The sequence below is a fragment of the Streptomyces sp. NBC_01335 genome (genome assembly GCF_035953295.1).
In the GTDB taxonomy this organism is placed as follows: Bacteria; Actinomycetota; Actinomycetes; order Streptomycetales; family Streptomycetaceae; genus Streptomyces.
The window spans coordinates 1,232,403-1,252,612 of sequence record NZ_CP108370.1; the positions used below are offsets into that span (position 1 = coordinate 1,232,403).

Genomic DNA, 20,210 nt, shown 5'->3' on the forward strand with positions numbered 1-20,210 from the left:
CAAATGGTCAAGCTGTGACGCATCACGCCCCGAACAGGCCTGCTTGTCCCTTTGCTCCGTGCTGCGGCGGAACGAGTCCCAGATGGGCCCAGGCAGCCGGTGTGGCCACCCTTCCGCGCGGGGTGCGGGCCAGCAGTCCTTCGCGTACGAGGAAGGGCTCGGCGACCTCCTCGACCGTCTCGCGCTCCTCCCCCACCGCGACGGCGAGGGTGGAGAGGCCGACGGGACCGCCGCCGAAGAGCTTCAGCAGGGCGCCGAGGACGGCCCGGTCGAGCCGGTCGAGTCCGCGGGCGTCGACTTCGTACACCTGGAGGGCGGCTGCGGCGATGCCCCGGTCGATCACGCCGTCCGCCTTGACCTGGGCGTAGTCGCGGACCCGGCGCAGCAGACGGTTGGCGATGCGGGGGGTGCCCCGGGAGCGGCCGGCGATCTCGGCGGCGCCCGCGGTGTCGATGGCCACGTCGAGGAGTCCCGCGGAGCGGTGGAGGACGCGTTCCAGCTCGGCGGGGGCGTAGAACTCCATGTGGCCGGTGAAGCCGAAACGGTCCCTCAGCGGGGGCGGCAGCAGGCCGGCCCGGGTGGTGGCGCCGACCAGGGTGAAGGGCGGCAGTTCGAGGGGAATGGCGGTGGCGCCGGGGCCCTTGCCGACGATGACGTCGACGCGGAAGTCCTCCATCGCCATGTAGAGCATCTCCTCGGCGGGCCGGGACATGCGGTGGATCTCGTCCAGGAAGAGCACCTCGCCCTCCTGGAGGGAGGAGAGGATCGCGGCGAGGTCGCCCGCGTGCTGGATGGCGGGCCCGGAGGTGATCCGGATGGGCGCGTTCATCTCCGCGGCGATGATCATCGAAAGAGTGGTCTTGCCGAGACCGGGTGCCCCGGACAGCAGCACGTGGTCGGCGGTGGCGCCCCGGGCGCGGGCGGCCTTGAGGACGAGGTCGAGCTGTTCGCGGACCTTCTCCTGACCCACGAACTCGTCGAGGTCCTTGGGGCGCAGGGCGGCTTCGACGGCGGTGTCCTCGCCGTCGGCGACGCCGGTGACCAGCCGGTCGTCGTACGCCGCCGCCGCGTCGGCCGCCCGCTCGTCGGTGTCGGGTCCGGTCTCGTCCCAGTTCATCGGGTCAGTCCTGCCTCGGGGGTCGGTGCCGGTCAGCGGGTGCGGTTGAGGGTCTGGAGGGCGGCGCGCAGCAGCTGCGGCACGGGGGGCCGGACGCCGTCCGCGAGGGCCGCCTCGGCCTGCGGGGCGACGGCCGAGACCGCGTCGTCGGCCTCGCGGGCGGCGTAGCCGAGGCCGATCAGGGCGGCCTGGAGCTGCTCGCGCCAGTCGGCGACGGCGGCGGCGGGGGCCTGCTGGCCGATGTGGGCGCCGCGGGGGGCGCCGAGCCGGTCCTTGAGCTCCAGCAGGAGCTTCTGGGCGCCCTTCTTGCCGATGCCGGAGACGGCCATCAGGGCTTTCTCGTCGCCGGTGGAGACGGCCTGGCGCAGCGCGTCGGGGCTGTGGGTGGCGAGCATGGCCTGGGCGAGCCGGGGGCCGACTCCGCTGGCGGTCTGGAGCAGTTCGAAGACCTGGCGCTCGTCGTCGTCGGCGAAGCCGTAGAGCGTGAGGGAGTCCTCGCGCACGACGAGGGAGGTGGCGAGCCTGGCCTGCTGGCCGATCCGGAGATCGGCCAGGGTGCGCGGGGCGCACTGGACGGCCATGCCGACGCCGCCGACCTCGATGACGGCCGTGGCCGGGGAGAGGGCGGCCACCGGGCCGGAGAGGAAGGCGATCATGCGGTGCGGCCTTTCAGCGTGCGATGGGCGGCGACGGCCTGCTGGAGCCGGTTCTGCGCGGGGGCCCGCCAGATGTGGCAGATCGCGAGCGCGAGGGCGTCGGCGGCGTCGGCGGGTTTGGGCGGGGCGTCGAGCCGGAGCAGCCGGGTGACCATGGCGCCGACCTGCGCCTTGTCGGCGCGTCCGGAGCCGGTGACGGCGGCCTTGACCTCGCTGGGGGTGTGCAGGGCGACGGGGATGCCGCGCCGGGCGGCGCAGAGCATGGCGACCGCGCTGGCCTGGGCGGTGCCCATGACCGTACGGACGTTGTGCTGGCTGAACACACGCTCGACGGCGACGAGTTCGGGGCGGTGCGCGTCGAGCCACTGCTCGATGCCGCGCTCGATCGCGACCAGGCGGTCGCCGAGCTCGGCTTCGGGCGGGGTGCGCACCACGCCGACGCCGATCATGGTCAGCGGGCGGCCGGCGACGCCTTCGACGACGCCGACGCCGCACCGGGTCAGCCCCGGGTCCACGCCGAGTACGCGCACGGAACGCCCCCTGTCCTCACCGCTCGGTCAACTGTTCTGGCAGGCTATCGGGCGGCTCCGACAACGCGACGGGCCGACGGGGGTGTGTCCCCGTCGGCCCGTGCCGCGTACCGCTTCCGGGTCGTCCGGATCAGGCGGCGTCGACCTTCTCCATGACCTCGTCCGAGACGTCGAAGTTGGCGAAGACGTTCTGCACGTCGTCGCTGTCCTCCAGCGCGTCGATGAGCTTGAAGATCTTGCGGGCGCCCTCTTCGTCGAGCTCGACCTGCATGGTCGGCAGGAAGCTGGCCTCGGCGGAGTCGTAGTCGATGCCCGCATCCTGGAGCGCGGTGCGGACCGCGACCATGTCGGTGGCCTCGCTGACGACCTCGAAGGTGTCGCCGAGGTCGTTGACCTCTTCGGCACCCGCGTCGAGCACGGCGCCCAGCACGTCGTCCTCGGTCAGTTCGCCCTTGGGCAGGTTGACGACGCCCTTGCGGTTGAACAGGTACGAGACGGAACCCGGGTCGGCCATGGAGCCGCCGTTACGGGTCATCGCCACGCGCACGTCCGAGGCGGCGCGGTTGCGGTTGTCGGTGAGGCACTCGATGAGCACCGCGACACCGTTGGGGCCGTAGCCCTCGTACATGATCGTCTCGTAGTCGGCGCCGCCGGCTTCGAGACCGCCGCCGCGCTTGACCGCGGAGTCGATGTTCTTGTTCGGGACCGAGCTCTTCTTCGCCTTCTGGATGGCGTCGACGAGCGTCGGGTTGCCGTCGGGGTCGACACCGCCGGAGCGGGCCGCGACCTCGATGTTCTTGATCAGCTTCGCGAAGAGCTTGCCGCGCTTGGCGTCAACCACGGCCTTCTTGTGCTTCGTCGTAGCCCATTTAGAGTGGCCGGACATCTGCCTTCTCCTTCGCGTCACCAAAATCGATCCGAACCCGAGAGATCCTACCGGGATCGGTCAGAGCACCGCGCGCACCATCTCGACGAAGAGCGCGTGGACCCGGTGGTCCCCGGTCAATTCCGGGTGGAACGAAGTCGCCAGGGCGTTTTTCTGGCGTACCGCCACAATGTGTCCGCGGTGTTCGGCGAGCACCTCCACGGAGGCGCCGACGGATTCCACCCAGGGGGCCCGGATGAACACGCCTTCCACCGGTCCGTCCGTGTCCTCGTCGATGCCCCGGACGGTGACGGAGGCCTCGAAGGACTCGTTCTGGCGGCCGAAGGCGTTGCGGCGCACGATCATGTCGATCCCGCCGACGGTCTCCTGGCCCGATCGCGGGTCCAGGATCTTGTCGGCGAGCATGATCATGCCCGCGCAGGTTCCGTAGACCGGCATGCCCGCCCGGACCCGCTCGCGCAGCGGCTCCATCATGCCGAAGAGCACGGCGAGCTTGGACATGGTGGTGGATTCACCGCCGGGGATGACGAGACCGTCGACCCCGGCGAGTTCCTCGGGGCGCCGGACCGGCCTGGCCAGGGCGTCCGCCGAGGCCAGGGCGATCAGGTGTTCGCGTACGTCGCCCTGGAGGGCCAGGACCCCGATCACGGGTGTGTCGCTCATCGGGGGTTACCAGCCGCGGTTGGCGTAGCGCTCGGTCTCGGGCAGCGTGTCGCAGTTGATGCCGACCATGGCCTCGCCCAGGTTGCGGGAGGCGTCCGCGATGACCTTCGGGTCGTCGTAGAAGGTGGTGGCCTTCACGATGGCGGCGGCGCGCTTGGCCGGGTCGCCCGACTTGAAGATGCCGGAGCCGACGAAGACGCCCTCGGCGCCGAGCTGGCGCATCAGCGCGGCGTCGGCGGGGGTGGCGACACCACCGGCGGAGAAGAGCACCACGGGGAGCTTGCCGAGCTCGGCGACCTCCTTGACCAGCTCGTACGGGGCGCGCAGCTCCTTGGCGGCGGCGTACAGCTCGTTGTTGTCGTAGCCGCGCAGCCGGGCGATCTCGTTCTTGATCTGGCGCAGGTGGCGGACGGCCTCCACGACGTTGCCGGTGCCGGCCTCGCCCTTCGAGCGGATCATCGCGGCGCCCTCGGCGATACGGCGCAGAGCCTCGCCCAGGTTGGTGGCGCCGCAGACGAACGGGGTGGTGAAGGCGAACTTGTCGCTGTGGTTGACCTCGTCGGCCGGGGTGAGGACCTCGGACTCGTCGATGTAGTCGACGCCGAGGGACTGGAGGACCTGGGCCTCCACGAAGTGGCCGATGCGGGACTTGGCCATGACGGGGATGGAGACGGCCCCGATGATCTCCTCGATCATGTTGGGGTCGGACATCCGGGCCACTCCGCCGTCCTTGCGGATGTCGGCCGGCACGCGCTCCAGGGCCATCACGGCCACCGCGCCCGCGTCCTCGGCGATCTTCGCCTGCTCGGCGTCGACGACGTCCATGATCACGCCGCCCTTGAGCTGCTCGGCCATGCCGCGCTTGACGCGGGCGGTGCCGGTCGCGGGAGAACCGGCGGACACTGCGGACTGCGGGGTGCTGGGAAGCGTGGACACGGGACCTCACTCGGTGAAGGGACTACGGGTTTCCTGCACCGCCGAGCAAACGCCCCACGACCAGTCCACAGCAAGGGCCAATGGGGAGGCGGTGGATCGTTTTGGACCGCGCCCGGTCGGCCCGCCCTGCTGCGTGTCCCGTCTCAGGTGCCCGGGCGGTCGGCCAGCGCGGCGGGCGGGGTGTCGTCCATCTCGAAGGCGAGCGGGAAGGGCGCGTGCCCGGCCAGCCGGAACCAGCGCACCGTGCGGTGCGAGCGCAGGGCCCGCGCGGCCCGCACCGCGTCGTTGTGGAACCGCCGTGCCATCGGCACCCGGCGTACGGCGGCGGCCAGCTCGTCCGCCGCCTCCTCGCCGCCCCGGGCCTCCCGTACGGACTCGACCTGGGCGCTCTCGCCGAAGACCGCGCGCAGGGCGGCGCTCAGCTCGCTCTCGGCGACCTCGCGGTGGTCCTCCTCGGCCTGGCGGGAGGCGTGCGCGGCCTCGTACAGGACGAGGGAGGCGGCGGGATCCAGGAGGCCGGAGGTGGCCACTTCCTGGGTGACCGAGGCGCGGCGCAGCAACTGCGCGTCCAGGGCGGCCCGGGCGGCGTCGATCCGCGCGTGCAGCCGGTCCAGGCGTCCGGCGGTCCAGCTGAGGTACAGGCCGATCGCGACGAGTGCGACGACGGTCCAGATCAAGGTTGCGGTCACGGGCGCAAAGGCTACCGTCGCCCGGCATCGGCCCCGACCGGCCCGCACGGGGCCGGACCGGCCGGGCCAGTCGTCCCCGCGAGGGACCCGTCAGTCCCCCGCCGGTCCGAACGGCTGGGAGGCGTCGCGGTCCCTGGGCTGGGTCGCGTCCCGGTCCCGGACGAGCCCGAAGCGGGCCCGCAGCCCGGTCGCGCGCTCGTCGGCCGCCACGGACGCGGCGCCGTCGGCCACCGTCTCGTACACCGCGAGGATGTCGGCACCGACGGTCGACCAGTCGAAGCGGCGCACGTGCGCGCTCCCCCGCTCGCTGAGTCCGGCCCGCCGCTCCGGATCGCCCAGCAGCCGGATCGCCGCCGCGGCCAGCGCGTCGGCGTCCTCGTTGGCGAAGAGGTCGCCGGCCGTGCCGTGGTCCAGTACCTGGGCGAACGCGTCGAGGTCGCTGGCGAGCACCGCGGCCCCCGCCGACAGCGCCTCCACGAGGATGATCCCGAAGCTCTCGCCGCCGGTGTTCGGGGCGACGTACACGTCGACGCTGGCCAGCAGCCGCGCCTTGTCCTCGTCGCTGACCATGCCGAGGAACTCGACGCGCGAGCGCATCTCCTCGGGGAGCGGGGCGACGGCCTCCTCCTCGTCGCCCCGGCCGGCCACCAGCAGCCGGGTGTCGGGGCGGGCGGCGAGGATCGCGGGCAGCGCCTTCATGAGGACCGGCAGGCCCTTGCGCGGCTCGTCGATGCGGCCGACGAAGCCGAGAGTGCCGCCCTGCCACTCGGGCTTCGGCTCGGCGTCGGCGAAGAACGCGACGTCGACGCCGTTGGGGATGACCACGGCGTCGCCGCCGAGGTGCTCGACCAGGGTCCGGCGCGCGTACTCGCTCACCGCGATGCGGGCGCTGATCTTCTCCAGCGCGGGCTGGAGGATCGGGTACGCGGCGATCATGGCGCGGGAGCGCGGGTTGGAGGTGTGGAAGGTGGCGACGATCGGCCCCTGTGCCGCCCAGCAGGCGAGCAGTCCCAGCGAGGGTGAGGCCGGCTCGTGGATGTGGATGACGTCGAAGGTTCCGTCGTGCAGCCAGCGGCGTACCCGGGCCGCCGAGAGGAAGCCGAAGTTGAGGCGGGCCACCGAGCCGTTGTACGGGACCGGCACGGCCCGGCCGGCCGAGACGACGAACGGCGGCAGCGGGGTGTCGTCGTCGGCCGGGGCGAGTACGGAGACCTCGTGGCCGAGCCGGATCAGGTGGTCGGCGAGGTCCCTGATGTGGAACTGGACACCGCCGGGGACGTCCCAGGAGTACGGGCAGACGATGCCGATCTTCACGGGGTCTTCTTCCCCTCGGTCGTACCGCCCGCGGTGTCGAGGTCGTCGAGCCAGAGCCGTTGCAGCATGTGCCAGTCCTCCGGGTGGGCGGCGATGCCTTCGGCGAAGGCGTCGGCGAGGGCCTGGGTCATGGCGGCGGTCCGCTCGGCCCGGGTGCCCTCCTCGGGCACCGCGACGGGCGGGTGGACCCGGGCCCGCATGACGGGGGTGTCGTCGAAGCCGAGGGTGACGGGGAGCAGCAGCGCCCCGGTCTGCTGGGCGAGCAGGGCGGGGCCGGCGGGCATCCGGGCGCGGGCGCCGAAGAAGTCGACCTCCACGCCGGAGGCGGACAGGTCCCGGTCGGCGACCAGGCAGACCAGGCCGCCCGCGCGCAGCCGGCGGGCCAGCGTGCCGAAGGCGGCGCCGCCGCTGTGCGGAAGCACCTCCATGCCGAGGCTCTCGCGGTAGGCGACGAAGCGGTCGTAGAGGGTCTCGGGCTTGAGGCGTTCGGCGACCGTGGTGAAGGGGACCTTGAGGTCGGTGGTGACCCAGGCTCCTGCCAGGTCCCAGTTCCCGAGGTGCGGCAGCGCGAGGACGACTCCGCGTCCGGCGTCCAGGCCTTCGGTGAGGCGGTGGGCGTCGGTGACGTCGATGCGTTCCCTGATCTGCTCCGGGCTCCAGGCGGGCAGCCGGAAGGACTCCATCCAGTAGCGCATGTACGAGCGCATCCCGGCCCGGGAGAGTTCGGCGAGCCGGGCCCCGGAGGCGTCGGGGACGACGCGGGCGAGGTTCGACTCCAGCCGCAGCACGCTCTTGCCCCGCCGCTTCCACACCTGGTCGGCGAGGGTACGGAAGAGGGCGCGGGCGAGCGGCTCGGGCAGCTTCTTCACCGCGCCCCAGCCGAGCCCGTAGAGCCCGTCGGTCAGTCGTTCCCTGAGGTCGGTGCCGGGTGCGCTCACCGGCCGTCCTCGGTCACCCGACCCGCCGGGCCCGCTTCCGCGGCGGCGGCTGCCGCGTCCGCCTCGGCGGACTCGCGGCGCACGGTGACCACGCGCTGGACGAGGGTCACCAGGCTGCCCGCCGCGACGATCCACAGCGCGATCGGGAGGAGGATCTGGATGCCGGGGACGCCGAAGCCGTGGAGTCCGGCGAGGCCGGCGGCGACCAGCGAGATCACCAGGCGTTCGGCGCGCTCGACGAGGCCGTTGACGGCGACGGGCAGGCCGATCGACTCACCGCGTGCCTTGGTGTAGGAGACGACCTGGCCGCTGGCGAGGCAGAAGATCGCCACGGCGCACAGGATGTCGTTGTCGCCGTTGCCCGCGTACCAGAGGGCGAAGCCGCCGAAGATGGCGCCGTCGGCGACCCGGTCGAGCGTCGAGTCGAGGAACGCGCCCCAGCGGCTGGAGATCCCGGCCTGCCGTGCCATGTTCCCGTCGACCAGGTCCGAGAAGACGAAGACGGTGATGACGATGGTGCCCCAGAAGAACTCCCCCATCGGGAAGAAGACGAGCGCACCGGCCATCACTCCGGCCGTGCCGATCAGGGTGACCGCGTCGGGACTGATCCCGAGGCGGAGCAGCAGAGCGGCGAACGGCGTGAGGACACGCGTGAAAAACGCACGCGCGTACTTGTTCAGCATGGCCTTCCCTGAGGGGTCGGTGGGCCGCGCGACCCCTTCGGCCACCGGCTGGCCCATCGTAGTCACCACGCGGCCGCTCCACCGGACGGGCACCCGTCCCACGCTCTCTGCGCGTCGCGGAGGGCTCCCGCCCCGCGCTCTCCACGCGTCCCGAGGGGGCGCTCGGACGGCGCGTTGTCGCAATCACCGTCGGCGCCGCTGCGGTGACGGGCGGTGGGGGGCGTTCGGACGCTACGCTGTGGGCGCAGCTCAGAAGGTATGCCGCGTACGGTAGTTGGGCACACCCGCAGGAGCAGACCATGCGGCGAGTGGGGGCGAACAAGTGGCCAGCGACGGATTCGACTTTTCTCCCGGAGCGCAGATCCCGATCCAGGGCGCGAGCGCCGGGGCGGTGGCGACGAACGCCCTGGCCTCGGCGGCGTACCGGGACAGCCCGGTGGAGGAGATCCTCAAGGCGGACAACGAGTGGCACAAGTCCTCGGTGTCGGAGGGTTCCTCGAAGTTCTTCAAGGCCAACTACTTCAAGCCCAATCTGGGCGAGGCCTTCTCGCGGGCGGTCCAGGAGCGCACGTTGGGCGGGGCGCGCGGCGCGCTGATCCAGTCCTTCGGGATGGACCCGCAGACCGTCGTGGAGCACTGCCTGTCGGCGTCCCGGCTGCGCAAGGAGCGCGACACCCGGCTGACCCTGGTGACGCTGGTGTGCGGGGTGCTGTTCCTGCCCGGACTGCTGCTGTGGATCATCGCCTTCCGGCTGCGGGACGCCCTCGACAAGTCCAGGGACACGGCGTTCAAGGCGCTGGGCACGGTCGTGCTGGTCGTCATCGGCGGTCTGGCGGTGGTGGCGTTGGTCGCGCTGCCGGTCGGCGGTCTCCTGGGGCTCTATCTGCGCGGGGCGATCGTCGCCCCGGTGGTCGGCTGGCTCATCGCGAAGCGGATCGCGGAGACGTCGGCGAAGGACATGCGGGCCCGCTGGGAGGGGTTGCTCTCGGGCGGCGGGATCAGCGCCAAGATCCCGGACGCGGTGCCGAAGAACCCGAACGAGACCGCGCGTGAGGCGCTGCGCCAGTCGCTGGAGAAGCTCGCTGCGGAGCAGCAGTCGAACTCGGTCTTCTACGCGGGCCCCAAGGGCATTCTCGGTATGGGAACCCGTTGGGGCAGCTGGCAGTTGGCGGAGGAGCTGGTCTCGGCCGATCCCACCAAGGAATTCCACCAGTTCCGCAGCTGGGACGTGATCCGGGCGATCCACGACCAGTTGCAGATGCTGGAACGCGGCCCGCTGAACAGCGGTGGTTTCCCGAAGCCTTCGGTGAAGCACTGGATCGTCTCCCCGGTGGGCGAGAACGCGGACTCGGTCTCCCGGCCCGCCGGTGAGGACGTGGCGACCTTCCAGGTCAAGCCGCACGAGATACAGCGCATCTGCAACCACCAGCAGTTCGGCAGCGGCGCCCGGCACTACCTGGGCGTGCAGTTCACGCTCTGGGACGGCCAGTTGGTACTGACCATGATGATCACGGTGACGGTGCTGCACGAGACGCTGCGCATCGAGGTCACCGGGCACGCGCTGGGTCCGGTCCACTCGCTCTTCTTCTCGAAGCCGGCGGCGAAGACGAAGACGGTCAACAAGACGGTCCGCTTCTGGGAGACCCGCAAGATCAACCTGCCGCTGGTCGAGCCGGAGGAGGTGGTCCGCCTCGCGCTGCGCGCCCCGCTGACCTGGTACCCGCCGCTGCTGGACTACCTCGGCGGCAAGATCAGCCTGCCGGAGCCGTTCGGGATGCGGCACGCCTGGGCCTCGCAGCCGTGGAACCACCGCTTCATGGCGGACGACGCGCTGCGGGCCGCCACCCCGGTGCTGCGGGTGGTCCACTCGGCGGCGCTGCGGGTTCTGAAGGAGAACGGCGTGGACACGGAGCGCTTCAGCAGCCGCTCGATGTCGCTGAGCGGTGCGGTCCAGGACGCGGCGCCGAAGAAGGCCGACTCCTACGACGCCTGAGCCCTGCGTGCACGGAGAGCAGGGGCGCCCCCGGCCGGGGGCGCCCCTGCTCTCCGTGCGCGGTCCGTCAGGCGGCGGGCCAGGCGTCGGCCAGCAGCGCGCGGGTGTCGCCGAGGAGCTGCGGGAGCACCTTGGTGTGGCCCACCACGGGCATGAAGTTGGTGTCGCCGCCCCAGCGCGGTACGAGGTGCTGGTGCAGGTGCGCGGCGATGCCGGCGCCGGCGACGGCGCCCTGGTTCATGCCGATGTTGAAGCCGTGCGCCCCGGAGGCCGCGCGGAGCGCGACCATCGCCCTCTTGGTGAAGTCGGCGAGTTCGAGCGTCTCCGGGCCGTCGAGCTCCGTGTAGTCGGCGACGTGCCGGTACGGCACGACCATGAGGTGGCCACCGGTGTACGGGTAGAGGTTGAGCACCGCGTAGACGTGTTCGCCGCGTGCCACGATGAGCCCGTCCACGTCCGATTTGGACGGGATCGTACAGAACGGACAGCCGTCGTCGGCGCCGGGACCGCTCGGTTTGTTCTCACCCTGGATGTAGGCCATCCGGTGGGGGGTCCACAGGCGCTGGAACGCGTCGGGCGTCCCCACTCCGATCTGCTGCTCGGGCTCACTCGTCATGCGGTTCAGCATATGGCGTCACCCCCGGCTTGCGTGTCGCCGGGGCCCGGCCCCGGGCGGCGGCGGGATGCTTGCGGCCATGAGCGACCGCCCCGACCCTCCGAGCGACCGCCCGTCCCCCACGGGCGACCGCTCCGCCGCCGCCCGCCCGCCGACCCGGCTCGGCCGATGGGAGGCGCGTGCGGAGGTGCCCCTGGCGGTCGCCTCGCTGGTCTTCCTCGCGGGGTACGCGATCCACGTACTGGCCGGCCGGGACCGCGCCCCGTGGCCGGACGTGGGGCTGGGGCTGGTCTACGGGACCTGGGCGCTCTTCGTCGTGGACTACGTCGTACGCCTGTGGCTCAGCGGACAGGGTCACCGCTTCGTGCGGTCGCACTGGCTGGACACCCTGGTGCTGGTGATGCCGCTGCTGCGGCCGTTGCGCGTGGTGAAGGTGTACACGGCGGTCCAGCAGCGCCGGGCCGAGCCGCGGCTGAACCTGTACGCCCGCGTGATGTCGTACGCCGGGCTCTCCTCGATCCTGCTCGGCCTCTCCGCCGCGCTCACCGTCTACCACGTGGAGCACACGGCGCCGGGCGCCAGCATCGTCACGTTCGGCGACGCGGCCTGGTGGGCCTGCGCGACCCTGACGACGGTGGGGTACGGCGACGCGGTGCCGGTCACCCCGGAGGGCCGGATCGTCGCGACGGGGCTGATGGTCTGCGGTCTGGCCCTGCTGGGGGCGGTGACGGGCTCCTTCTCGTCGTGGCTGCTCCAGGTGTTCCGGCGGGAGGACGAGGAACGGCCCCCGGTCGGCTGACGCCGCGCCGGGGGCCGTACTCGTGTCGTGCCGGGATCAGACCTGGACGCGGTCCTCGACGGCCTTGGCGATCTTGGCGATGGCCTCTTCGACCGGGATGCCGTTCTCCTGCGACCCGTCGCGGTAGCGGAAGGAGACGGCGCCGTTGGCCATGTCCTCGTCGCCCGCGATGATCATGAAGGGGACCTTGGCCTTCTGCTGGTTGCGGATCTTCTTCTGCATCCGGTCGGAGGAGGCGTCCACCTCGACCCGCAGCCCCTGCTTGCGCGCCGTGGCGGCGAACTCCTGGAGGTACGGGATGTGGGCGTCGCCGATCGGGATGCCGACCGCCTGGACGGGCGCGAGCCAGACCGGGAAGGCGCCCGCGTAGTGCTCCAGGAGCACCGCGAAGAAGCGCTCGATGGAACCGAACAGGGCGCGGTGGATCATGACCGGGCGCTGCTTGGTGCCGTCCGGGCCGGTGTACTCCAGGTCGAAGCGCTCCGGCAGGTTGAAGTCGAGCTGCACGGTCGACATCTGCCAGGTGCGGCCGATGGCGTCCTTGCACTGGACGGAGATCTTCGGGCCGTAGAAGGCGGCGCCGCCCGGGTCCGGGACCAGGGGCAGGCCCTGCTTCTCGGCGACCTGGCGCAGCGTCTCGGTGGCCTCTTCCCAGATCTCGTCCGAGCCGACGAACTTCTCCGGGTCCTTGGTGGAGAGCTCCAGGTAGAAGTCGGTCAGGCCGTAGTCGCGGAGCAGGTTCAGCACGAAGGTGAGCGTGCGGTCCAGCTCCTCGGCCATCTGCTCCTTGGTGCAGTAGATGTGCGCGTCGTCCTGGGTGAAGCCGCGCGAGCGGGTCAGGCCGTGCACCACGCCGGACTTCTCGTACCGGTAGACCGTGCCGAACTCGAAGAGGCGGAGCGGGAGTTCACGGTAGGAACGGCCGCGCGCGTCGAAGATCAGGTTGTGCATCGGGCAGTTCATCGGCTTGAGGTAGTAGTCCACCCCGTCGTCGAGCTGCATGGGGGGGTACATGCCGTCGGCGTACCAGTCCAGGTGGCCGGACTTCTCGAAGAGCTTGCCCTTGGTGGCGTGCGGGCTGTAGACGAACTCGTAGCCCTCCTCCTCGTGGCGGCGCCGCGAGTAGTCCTCCATGGCCCGGCGGATGATGCCGCCCTTGGGGTGGAAGACCGCGAGACCGGGGCCGATCTCGTCGGGGAAGGAGAAGAGGTCCAGCTCGTTGCCGAGCTTGCGGTGGTCGCGCTTGGCGGCCTCCTCCAGGAACTCCAGGTGCGCCTTGAGCTCTTCCTTGGTGGGCCACGCGGTGCCGTAGATGCGCTGGAGCATCGGGTTCTTCTCGCTGCCGCGCCAGTACGCGGCGGCGTTGCGCATCAGCTTGAACGCCGGGATGAACCGGGTGGTCGGCAGGTGCGGACCGCGGCAGAGGTCCTTCCAGCACAGGTCGCCGGTCTTGGCGTCCAGGTTGTCGTAGATGGTCAGCTCGCCGCCGCCCACCTCGACGTCGGCGCCGTCGTCGGACGAGGCCGAGCCCTTGATGCCGATGAGCTCCAGCTTGTACGGCTCGGCGGCCAGCTCCTCGCGGGCGGCCTCGTCGGTGACGACGCGGCGGGAGAAGCGCTGGCCACGCTTCTGGATCTCCTGCATCTTCTTCTCGATGGCCTTGAGATCCTCGGGCGTGAACGGCTTCTCGACGTCGAAGTCGTAGTAGAAGCCGTCCTTGACCGGCGGGCCGATGCCGAGCTTGGCCTCCGGGAAGAGCTCCTGCACGGCCTGGGCCATCACGTGCGCGGTGGAGTGGCGCAGGATGTTGAGACCGTCCTCGGAGGAGATCTCCACGGGCTCGACGCTCTCGCCGTCCCGGAGGACGTGGGCGAGGTCGCGCAGCTCGCCGTCGACGCGGGCGGCGACGACCGAGCGCTGTCCGGGGAAGAGCTCCGCGGCCGTCGTGCCCGTCGTCACCACGTGCTCTTCCCGCTCGGAATCGCGATGGATGATCACACGGACGTCTGACACCGGTCTCTCCTGACTCAGGGGGCGCACCGCATTGCTTGCGCGTGCTCCAGGGATCGTACCGAGCCGGGCAGCCTAATTCACATTGCGTTCTTCTCCCGCGGACGACGGCGTCCCCGCGGGAGAGAGCGGCGGGCTACCCCTCGTCGCCCGCGCACGCCTCCTCGAACCAGTCCAGGTTCTCCTGGAGCGCCTTCATCAGCCGGTCGCGCTCCGCCTCGTCGACCTGGACCGGCGCGACCTGGGTGGCGCCGGTCAGGCGCCGGAAACCGCCCCGGCTCTCCAGCACCCCCTCCACCCGCAGCGGGAGCCCGACGAGGTGGGCGTGGCCGGCGATGCGGTACGCCTCCTCGTCCAGTTCGACCCGTACGTGCGCCACCTCGGCCCCCGCGAGGACGCGCAGCCGTACGGTCCCGGGGCCGCGCGGCCCGGAGCGGCGCATCCGGACGACGGCTCCGGTGATCCGGACCGGGAAGGAGGGCTCCTCCTGGCGGTAGCGGGTGCCGGCCAGGCGGAGCGCGGGGAGGTCGCCCGGGGAGAAGTCGACGGGTTCGGGGCGGGCCGGGCAGTCGTCGGGCGCACCGCGGGCGGGCGCCCAGTCGACGGTGATCCTGGCCCCCTCCGAGCCGCGGACCAGGGCGACCAAGGCCTCGGTCAGCTCGCGGCTGACACCGGCGGGGACGGCGGCGTCGAAGGCCTCCATGCGGCCGGTGGCCCGCTGGTAGTCGACGGCCTCGCGGGCGGCGTGCAGCGCCCGGTAGAGCCGGCCCGCGACGGCGCGGCCGGACGTGACGGGGAGGAAGGCGGTGAGCCGGCGCCCGCCCGGGGCCGGGCCGATCAGTACGTCGTCCAGGGCGGCCCGGGCCCGTCTGCGGTGGCGGGCCCCGTGGTGGCCGGCGGGGCCGCGTACGGCGAGGGATCCGGCCAGCAGGACGCGCAGGGCCGCCGAGCGCAGCGCCTCCGCCTCGCCCCAGCCCGCCGCTCCGGCGGCCCCGGCGGCGGCCACCGCCCCCTCGGGGACCTCGCGCCGCCATCGGACCTCGTCGCTGGGCACGGCGAGGGCGACGAGGACGTCCCGGGCGGAGGGTTCGGCGCTGCGGGCGAGGGCCGCGACCGCTTCCGCGAGCAGCTCCTCGCTGTCGGGGAACGCGGCGGTGGCGGGCACCAGCAGGCTGGCGGGCCCGCCGGCCGGGCCGGGCGGGGTCCACCGGGTGTAGCGCCCGGCGGCACCGCCGCGCAGGCACCAGCCGTGGCGGGCGAGGAGCACCCCGAGGACCGCGGGGTCCACGGCGGACGGGTCCGGCAGGGCGCCGGACACGCCCCGGTCCGGGGCTTCCCGCGCCTCCCCCGCCTCCCGGAGGAGCCGCACCTCCGGGATCTCGGCCGGATGGGCCCGGGTGTCCGGCTCCGCTCCGCCGCCGACGGGTTCGTCCATCGACCGGTGCATCAGGGTCTCCCTCCCGCCCCGACCCGGGCCATGATCTCGCAGACCGCCCGGTCGTCGAAGATCCGCGAGGTCGGGATGCGCACGGTTGTCCTGAGCCTGCCGGTCACCGGGTGGCCGGCCAGGTTGATCCAGTAGCAGCAGTGCCGCAGGTCGAGCCGGTCGTGTCCGGCGCGGAGCCAGTCGTCCTGGGCGCGCGGCACGATCATCACGACCAGGATCCGGTGCACGGACACGGGGGTCCGGGCGAGTTTCACGAGGTGGGCGTTGTCGAGGGTGAACGGGAAGGTCCCGCCCTGGGGGTGCGGCGGGAGCTGGTAGGTGCTCTTGAGCTGCACCTTGACGGTCACTTCGTCGTCGACGGTGTGGGCCGGGGCGCCGTGGCTGAGGTGCCAGTCGACGCCGTTGTCGGGAAACGGCTGCGAGAGGGAGCAGCCGGCCGCTGCCGCCACGGCGTGGAGATACCCCACCTGAAGGGTCTCCATGCAGGCGGTGGTGGCGAGGGTGCCCCGCAGGGGGGCGGTCCGCCCGGCCGGCAGACCTCTCTCGCGGTCCGCGGCAGGTGCGGTGCTCCCCGGGTCGGGCTGCGCGAGCGCCATGGCTCCGTATGCCTTCCGGGCTGTGCAGTTCTCCGGTCGTGGGCGTGCTTCAACTCCGACGGGGACCGGCGCCGCGACCGGCACCGCGAACGGACACCGGTCAACTCCCTTTCCCGTCAGAAGTGTTGTCACCGAAGGAGACGGCCCGCAAACGGCGTATCAGGCAAACACTGCGGGTATCACCGATATCGGGCAGGGGAATCACGCCATCTGCCGTGCGGGTGCGAGGAGTTCGGGGATGATGCACTGGTTCGAGGGGCCGTTGGCCGCATTTGACACGGAGACGACGGGGGTCGACGTCGAGGAGGACCGGATAGTCTCGGCCGCCCTGGTCGTCCAGGACACCGCCGGCGGGCGGGCCCGGGTGACCCGCTGGCTGATCAATCCGGGGATACCGGTGCCGCCCGGGGCCACCGGGATCCACGGCCTGACCGACGACCATCTGCAGCGCAACGGCCGGTGGCCGGCTCCGGTGGTGGAGGAGATCGCGCGCTCGCTCGCCGAGCAGTGCGCGACCGGCCGTCCGCTGGTCGTGATGAACGCGCCCTTCGACCTGACGCTGCTGGACCGCGAACTGAAGCGGCACCGGGCGTCCTCGCTCACGCACTATCTGGAGCACGTGCCGCTGTGCGTGGTCGATCCCCGGGTGCTCGACAAGCACCTGGACCGCTACCGCAAGGGCCGCCGCACCCTGACCGACCTCTGCGAGCTGTACGGGGTGGTCCTGGACGGGGCTCACGACGCGGCGGCGGACGCCGCGGCCTCGATGGAGCTGGTACGCGCCGTGGGCCGGCGGTTCACCTCGCGGCTGGAGCGGCTGAGCCCGGCGGAGCTGCACACGCTCCAGGTGGCCTGGCACGCGGCGCAGGCGCGGGGGCTGGAGGCGTGGTTCGCGCGGAGCGGCACCCCGGAGCGGGTCGACCCCGCGTGGCCGCTGCGTCCGCGCCCGGAGGTGGCCGCCGCGGCGTGAACGGCCGGCCCCGCCTCCCGGTACGGGCCGGAACGCGTGAAAGCCGGTCCGTCATTGCTGACGGACCGGCTTTTCCCGGTGGGCAATACTGGTTTCGAACCAGTGACCTCTTCGGTGTGAACGAAGCGCTCTCCCACTGAGCTAATCGCCCGGGAACGGGTTGAACAATACAGTGCTCGGCGGGCTTCGTTCAAGCCGCGTCCCGAAGCGCCGCCGCCCCGCCCCGCGCCGGGCCGTCAAAGACCGTCGAGCCGGGCCGTCAACGACCGTCGCGCCGAGCCCTCAGAGACCGTCGAGCCGGGCGGTCAGCCCGCGCCTGGCGGAGCGCATCATCAGGGCGTGGTTGGCCCGGAAGACGGGCCGGGCGACGGGTGCCAGCAGCCGCATCAGCCGCTTGCGGACCTCGACTTCCTGGTCGTACCGCACGCGGCTGCCGTCGCCGAGGCCGGTGACGGTCCAGCGGGCCCAGCCCTCCAGATCACCCCGCATGGACACTTCGAGGACTCCGGCCTCCGGATCGTGCCGGCCCTGCTCGACGGTGACGACCAGGTCGTACGGCAGGACGGAGCGGAAGCGCGCCCGTCCCGTGGTCGCGTCCACCTGGGCCACCTCGCGGACCTGCGGCCACCAGCACGGGTACTCCTCGCCCCGCTCCAGCACCGCGAGGACGGCGGCGGGCGGCGCGGGGAGGTCCCACAGGCTGGTGAACCGGTAGTGGTTCGGGTTCATGGAGCCAGTCTGGCGCGCTCCGGGGGCGGTCGTCCCGGGTACTCACTCCCGGAAGTGAGTACCTGAACACATGTACGCGCCCCGGTCCGGGCCCGACACTCCGGGCATGGAACATGTCCCGCCGCCCGCCGAGGAATTGGCGCTCCTCGACCGCGAACTCGCCCGACTGGACGCCCGCCGGGTGCAGTTGCTCCAGCGCCGAGCCTGGCTGGTCGAGGCGGTGCGTGCCTCGGCCGGCTCCGGCTCCGCCCGCGCGCACACGGCCTTCGCTTCCCCGCCGCCGGCGTCCGGCCCGCGCGTCCCGGCGGGGACCCCGTCCGGGCGCGGCGCGCAGAACGTGCTCCTCACCCTCGGCGGGCTGCTGCTCGCGGTCGCCGCCATCGCGTTCACGCTGTTCAGCTGGGGCTCGATGGGCATCGGCGGCCGTTCGGCGGTGCTGGCCACCGTGACGGCCGCCGCCCTCGTCGCCCCGGTCCTGCTGCGGCAGGGCGGGCTGCGGTCCACGGCGGAGGCGCTGGGCGCCTTCGGGCTCGTCCTGACGCTCCTGGACGCCTACGCCCTCCACGCGGTGGCGCTCCCCGGCACCGACGGCGCGGCGTTCGCCGCCGTGGCCTCGGCCGCGCTCGCCGCGCTCTGGGCGGGGTACGGCCTGACGCCGGGCCGGCCGGTGCTGCCGGTTCCGGCGGCGGTGGTGGCGGGTCAGCTGCCGCTGGTGCTGGGCTGCGTGGCCGCCGGCGCTCCGGCCCTCGCCTTCGGGTGGGCGCTGCTGGTCACGGCGGTGCTGGACGGGGTGCTCGCGGTCCGGGCGGCCCGGTCCGGGGTGCGGATCACCGCGCTGGTCTGCCTCGCGGTCACCGGGTCGGGCGCGCTGCTGCTGGCCCTGGCCCGGTCGCTGATGAGCGGGGGCCCGGTCGCGGCGATCGCCCCGGGGACGTTGCTGGTGCTCGCGGGGGCCGCCGCGCTGCTCGCCGTGCGCCGGGTGCCGGCCGGCCTCGCGACGGCCTGCGGACTCGTCGGCGGTCTCGCCGCAGTGGCGGGCGCCGGCGGGGTGGTGCGGGCGGCGCTGCCGTCGGAGTGGGCCGTCGTGGCGTATCTGCTCGCGGGGATCGCTCTCCTGGTGGCGGCCCGGCTGTCGGTGGCGCGCCCGCCGGTGGGCCGGCCGCTGTCGGCGGGGGCGGCCGGGCGGGGTGTGGACGCGGCGGTGGCGACCGTGGTCGCCGGGGCGCTGCTCTGGGCGGTGCCCTGGGTGGCCGCGGTCCTGGTGGGCCCGCTGTCGGCGGGTACGCGGGTGTGGGCGGGCGCTCCGCAGGGGTTGCGGGACGCGCTCGGCGGGCCGGTTCCCCCGTCGTGGACGATGGCCGCGCCGGTGGCCCTGGCGGTGGTGGCCGCCCTGGGGGCGACGGCCCACCGGTGGGTCGTGCGGCCCGTCGGGGAGGAGGGCGCGGAGGGCACGGAGGGCCTCGCCGCCGTGCGGACGCGGACGGTCTGGACGTGGTGGCGGGGCGCGGCCCCGGTGGCCGTCCCGGCGACGGCCGCCTGCGCGGTGCTGGTCGCGGCGGCGGTCGCTGACGTCCCGTACGCCGCCGGGGCGGTGCTGGAGACCCTGCTGGTCGCGGGGGCGCTGGAGCTGCTGGTGCGCTTCTCCCGGGGCCCGGCCCGGTCCGCCGCCGGTCCGGCCGCGCTCGGCTGCGCGCTGGCGGGCACGGTGAGCGTGGCGGCGCTGTCGCTGTCCTCCCAGGCGGGGACGTACGCCGTGGTGGCGGCCCTGACGGTGCTGTTCGCCGCGGCGGCCCTCCGGCTGCCGGAGCGTTCGGCGCGCTCGGTGGCCGCCTGCACCGCGGTCCTCGGCGGGATCGCGCTGACCGCCGCCGCCGCCGGGTCGCTGGGGCTCTCCGCCTCGCACGGGGCGCCGCTGCTGCTGGTCGGCCCGGCGGTCACGGCACTGCTCGGCGGGGTGCTCCGGCGTCGGCCGGTGTCGGTGCCGGTGGAGCTGACCGGGGCCTTCGGCGCGCTGGTGGCGGTCGGCCTGGCGATCACGGACCCCGCGTGGCTCGCCCTGGTGCTCGGGCTGTCCGGGGTGCTGGCCGCCGGTACGGCCGTGCGGCCGGAGCGTCGGAAGGTGGCGGGCGCCCTGGCGCTGGTGCTCTTCGTGCTGGCGTCCTGGGTGCGGCTGGCGGCGTCGGAGGTCACCGCCCCGGAGGCGTACACCCTGCCGGTGACGGTCCCGGCCCTGGTGGTGGGGGTGCTGCGACGCCGCCGTGCCACCCCGGGCCACGAGGTCTCCTCCTGGACGGCGTACGGCGCGGGGCTCACGGTCACGCTGGTGCCGAGCCTGCTGGCGGCCTGGGGCGACCCGGGGTGGACGCGCCCGCTGCTGCTGGGGCTCGCGGCCCTCGCGGTCACGCTGGCCGGCGCCCGGGCCCGCCTCCAGGCCCCGCTGCTCCTCGGCGGCGGGGTGGTGGCCCTGCTCGGCCTGCACGAGCTCGCCCCGTACGTGGTGCAGGTGGTGGGAGCGCTGCCGAGGTGGCTGGTGCCGGCGGCGGCCGGGGTGCTGCTGCTCGCGGTGGGCGCGACGTACGAGAAGCGGCTGCGGGACGCCCGGCGGGTGAGGGAGGCCCTGGGCCGGATGGGGTGAGGG

19 protein-coding genes and 1 tRNA gene are annotated in these 20,210 nt (G+C 73.0%); 4 read left to right on the forward strand and 16 right to left on the reverse strand.

Annotated elements, in window-relative coordinates:
* Nucleotides 1–22 precede the first annotated feature (22 nt).
* From ruvB to pgsA, 10 genes are all read right to left on the reverse strand, one after another.
* Nucleotides 23–1,117 carry a Holliday junction branch migration DNA helicase RuvB gene (ruvB, locus tag OG599_RS04945; protein WP_327174713.1) on the reverse strand — a complete coding sequence of 365 codons (1,095 nt, stop codon included), beginning with the start codon at nucleotides 1,115–1,117 and terminating at the stop codon, nucleotides 23–25.
* A 32-nt stretch (nucleotides 1,118–1,149) separates the two neighbouring features.
* Entirely contained in the window at nucleotides 1,150–1,773 is a 624-nt protein-coding gene (ruvA, locus tag OG599_RS04950) for a Holliday junction branch migration protein RuvA (RefSeq protein WP_327174714.1), read from the reverse strand.
* Complete coding sequence (ruvC, locus tag OG599_RS04955; RefSeq protein WP_327174715.1) at nucleotides 1,770–2,303, reverse strand: crossover junction endodeoxyribonuclease RuvC; 534 nt, start codon at nucleotides 2,301–2,303, stop codon at nucleotides 1,770–1,772. The genes ruvA and ruvC overlap by 4 nt, the downstream gene beginning before the upstream one ends.
* Before the next feature lie 130 nt (nucleotides 2,304–2,433).
* Entirely contained in the window at nucleotides 2,434–3,189 is a 756-nt protein-coding gene (locus OG599_RS04960; RefSeq protein ID WP_327174716.1) for a YebC/PmpR family DNA-binding transcriptional regulator, read from the reverse strand.
* A 60-nt stretch (nucleotides 3,190–3,249) separates the two neighbouring features.
* Nucleotides 3,250–3,852 (reverse strand): pyridoxal 5'-phosphate synthase glutaminase subunit PdxT, encoded by a 603-nt coding sequence (gene pdxT / locus OG599_RS04965; protein ID WP_327174717.1) that lies wholly within the window; start codon nucleotides 3,850–3,852, stop codon nucleotides 3,250–3,252.
* 6 nt (nucleotides 3,853–3,858) lie between these two features.
* Complete coding sequence (pdxS, locus tag OG599_RS04970; protein ID WP_327174718.1) at nucleotides 3,859–4,788, reverse strand: pyridoxal 5'-phosphate synthase lyase subunit PdxS; 930 nt, start codon at nucleotides 4,786–4,788, stop codon at nucleotides 3,859–3,861.
* Nucleotides 4,789–4,931: 143 nt separating this feature from the next.
* Nucleotides 4,932–5,477, reverse strand: a complete 546-nt coding sequence (locus OG599_RS04975; protein ID WP_327174719.1) for a hypothetical protein — start codon at nucleotides 5,475–5,477, stop codon at nucleotides 4,932–4,934.
* Nucleotides 5,478–5,567: 90 nt separating this feature from the next.
* The gene (locus OG599_RS04980; RefSeq protein WP_327174720.1) at nucleotides 5,568–6,791 is read right to left on the reverse strand and encodes a glycosyltransferase family 4 protein; all 1,224 of its coding nucleotides are present in this window, start codon (nucleotides 6,789–6,791) and stop codon (nucleotides 5,568–5,570) included.
* Nucleotides 6,788–7,729, reverse strand: coding sequence for a phosphatidylinositol mannoside acyltransferase (locus OG599_RS04985; RefSeq protein ID WP_327174721.1), 942 nt, complete (start codon nucleotides 7,727–7,729; stop codon nucleotides 6,788–6,790). The genes OG599_RS04980 and OG599_RS04985 overlap by 4 nt, the downstream gene beginning before the upstream one ends.
* The gene (gene pgsA / locus OG599_RS04990; RefSeq protein ID WP_327179925.1) at nucleotides 7,726–8,412 is read right to left on the reverse strand and encodes a phosphatidylinositol phosphate synthase; all 687 of its coding nucleotides are present in this window, start codon (nucleotides 8,410–8,412) and stop codon (nucleotides 7,726–7,728) included. The genes OG599_RS04985 and pgsA overlap by 4 nt, the downstream gene beginning before the upstream one ends.
* 322 nt (nucleotides 8,413–8,734) lie before the next feature.
* On the opposite strand from pgsA, the gene OG599_RS04995 reads away from it, so the two are divergent.
* The gene (locus OG599_RS04995; protein WP_327174722.1) at nucleotides 8,735–10,405 is read left to right on the forward strand and encodes a hypothetical protein; all 1,671 of its coding nucleotides are present in this window, start codon (nucleotides 8,735–8,737) and stop codon (nucleotides 10,403–10,405) included.
* 67 nt (nucleotides 10,406–10,472) lie between these two features.
* Here OG599_RS04995 and OG599_RS05000 read toward each other — a convergent pair whose 3' ends face one another.
* Nucleotides 10,473–11,033, reverse strand: a complete 561-nt coding sequence (locus tag OG599_RS05000) for an HIT family protein (RefSeq protein WP_327174723.1) — start codon at nucleotides 11,031–11,033, stop codon at nucleotides 10,473–10,475.
* Nucleotides 11,034–11,100: 67 nt separating this feature from the next.
* Between OG599_RS05000 and OG599_RS05005 the strand changes: the two genes are divergently transcribed.
* A complete protein-coding gene (locus OG599_RS05005; protein ID WP_327174724.1) occupies nucleotides 11,101–11,820 on the forward strand; it encodes a potassium channel family protein in 720 nt (239 codons plus the stop codon).
* Nucleotides 11,821–11,856: 36 nt separating this feature from the next.
* Here the strand turns inward: OG599_RS05005 and thrS are convergent, their stop codons facing one another.
* The 3 genes from thrS to OG599_RS05020 all read right to left on the reverse strand — a co-directional run bounded on the left by thrS (nucleotide 11,857) and on the right by OG599_RS05020 (nucleotide 15,873).
* Nucleotides 11,857–13,833 carry a threonine--tRNA ligase gene (gene thrS, locus OG599_RS05010; RefSeq protein ID WP_327174725.1) on the reverse strand — a complete coding sequence of 659 codons (1,977 nt, stop codon included), beginning with the start codon at nucleotides 13,831–13,833 and terminating at the stop codon, nucleotides 11,857–11,859.
* 133 nt (nucleotides 13,834–13,966) lie between these two features.
* Nucleotides 13,967–15,277 (reverse strand): hypothetical protein, encoded by a 1,311-nt coding sequence (locus OG599_RS05015; RefSeq protein WP_327174726.1) that lies wholly within the window; start codon nucleotides 15,275–15,277, stop codon nucleotides 13,967–13,969.
* Nucleotides 15,277–15,873 carry a DUF4365 domain-containing protein gene (locus OG599_RS05020; protein WP_327174727.1) on the reverse strand — a complete coding sequence of 199 codons (597 nt, stop codon included), beginning with the start codon at nucleotides 15,871–15,873 and terminating at the stop codon, nucleotides 15,277–15,279. The genes OG599_RS05015 and OG599_RS05020 overlap by 1 nt, the downstream gene beginning before the upstream one ends.
* A 238-nt stretch (nucleotides 15,874–16,111) precedes the next feature.
* Between OG599_RS05020 and OG599_RS05025 the strand changes: the two genes are divergently transcribed.
* On the forward strand, nucleotides 16,112–16,843 hold the full coding sequence (locus tag OG599_RS05025) for a 3'-5' exonuclease (RefSeq protein WP_327174728.1): 732 nt from the start codon (nucleotides 16,112–16,114) through the stop codon (nucleotides 16,841–16,843).
* A 79-nt stretch (nucleotides 16,844–16,922) separates the two neighbouring features.
* On the opposite strand, the gene OG599_RS05030 is transcribed toward OG599_RS05025, so the two are convergent.
* Both OG599_RS05030 and OG599_RS05035 read right to left on the reverse strand, forming a co-directional pair.
* Nucleotides 16,923–16,994 (reverse strand) — tRNA-Val (locus OG599_RS05030).
* Nucleotides 16,995–17,125: 131 nt separating this feature from the next.
* Nucleotides 17,126–17,572 carry an SRPBCC family protein gene (locus OG599_RS05035; protein ID WP_327174729.1) on the reverse strand — a complete coding sequence of 149 codons (447 nt, stop codon included), beginning with the start codon at nucleotides 17,570–17,572 and terminating at the stop codon, nucleotides 17,126–17,128.
* A 106-nt stretch (nucleotides 17,573–17,678) separates the two neighbouring features.
* Between OG599_RS05035 and OG599_RS05040 the strand changes: the two genes are divergently transcribed.
* Nucleotides 17,679–20,207 carry an SCO7613 C-terminal domain-containing membrane protein gene (locus OG599_RS05040; protein ID WP_327174730.1) on the forward strand — a complete coding sequence of 843 codons (2,529 nt, stop codon included), beginning with the start codon at nucleotides 17,679–17,681 and terminating at the stop codon, nucleotides 20,205–20,207.
* Nucleotides 20,208–20,210 lie beyond the last annotated feature (3 nt).

Bases quoted from the DNA above. Each gene is read 5' to 3' on its own strand.
- ruvB (WP_327174713.1), bottom strand. From the start codon at position 1,117: ATGAACTGGGACGAGACCGGACCCGACACCGACGAGCGGGCGGCCGAC.
- ruvA (WP_327174714.1), bottom strand. From the start codon at position 1,773: ATGATCGCCTTCCTCTCCGGCCCGGTGGCCGCCCTCTCCCCGGCCACG.
- OG599_RS04960 (WP_327174716.1), bottom strand. From the start codon at position 3,189: ATGTCCGGCCACTCTAAATGGGCTACGACGAAGCACAAGAAGGCCGTG.
- pdxT (WP_327174717.1), bottom strand. From the start codon at position 3,852: ATGAGCGACACACCCGTGATCGGGGTCCTGGCCCTCCAGGGCGACGTA.
- pgsA (WP_327179925.1), bottom strand. From the start codon at position 8,412: ATGCTGAACAAGTACGCGCGTGCGTTTTTCACGCGTGTCCTCACGCCG.
- OG599_RS05000 (WP_327174723.1), bottom strand. From the start codon at position 11,033: ATGCTGAACCGCATGACGAGTGAGCCCGAGCAGCAGATCGGAGTGGGG.
- OG599_RS05005 (WP_327174724.1), top strand. From the start codon at position 11,101: ATGAGCGACCGCCCCGACCCTCCGAGCGACCGCCCGTCCCCCACGGGC.
- OG599_RS05015 (WP_327174726.1), bottom strand. From the start codon at position 15,277: ATGCACCGGTCGATGGACGAACCCGTCGGCGGCGGAGCGGAGCCGGAC.
- OG599_RS05020 (WP_327174727.1), bottom strand. From the start codon at position 15,873: ATGGCGCTCGCGCAGCCCGACCCGGGGAGCACCGCACCTGCCGCGGAC.
- OG599_RS05025 (WP_327174728.1), top strand. From the start codon at position 16,112: ATGATGCACTGGTTCGAGGGGCCGTTGGCCGCATTTGACACGGAGACG.
- OG599_RS05035 (WP_327174729.1), bottom strand. From the start codon at position 17,572: ATGAACCCGAACCACTACCGGTTCACCAGCCTGTGGGACCTCCCCGCG.
- OG599_RS05040 (WP_327174730.1), top strand. From the start codon at position 17,679: ATGGAACATGTCCCGCCGCCCGCCGAGGAATTGGCGCTCCTCGACCGC.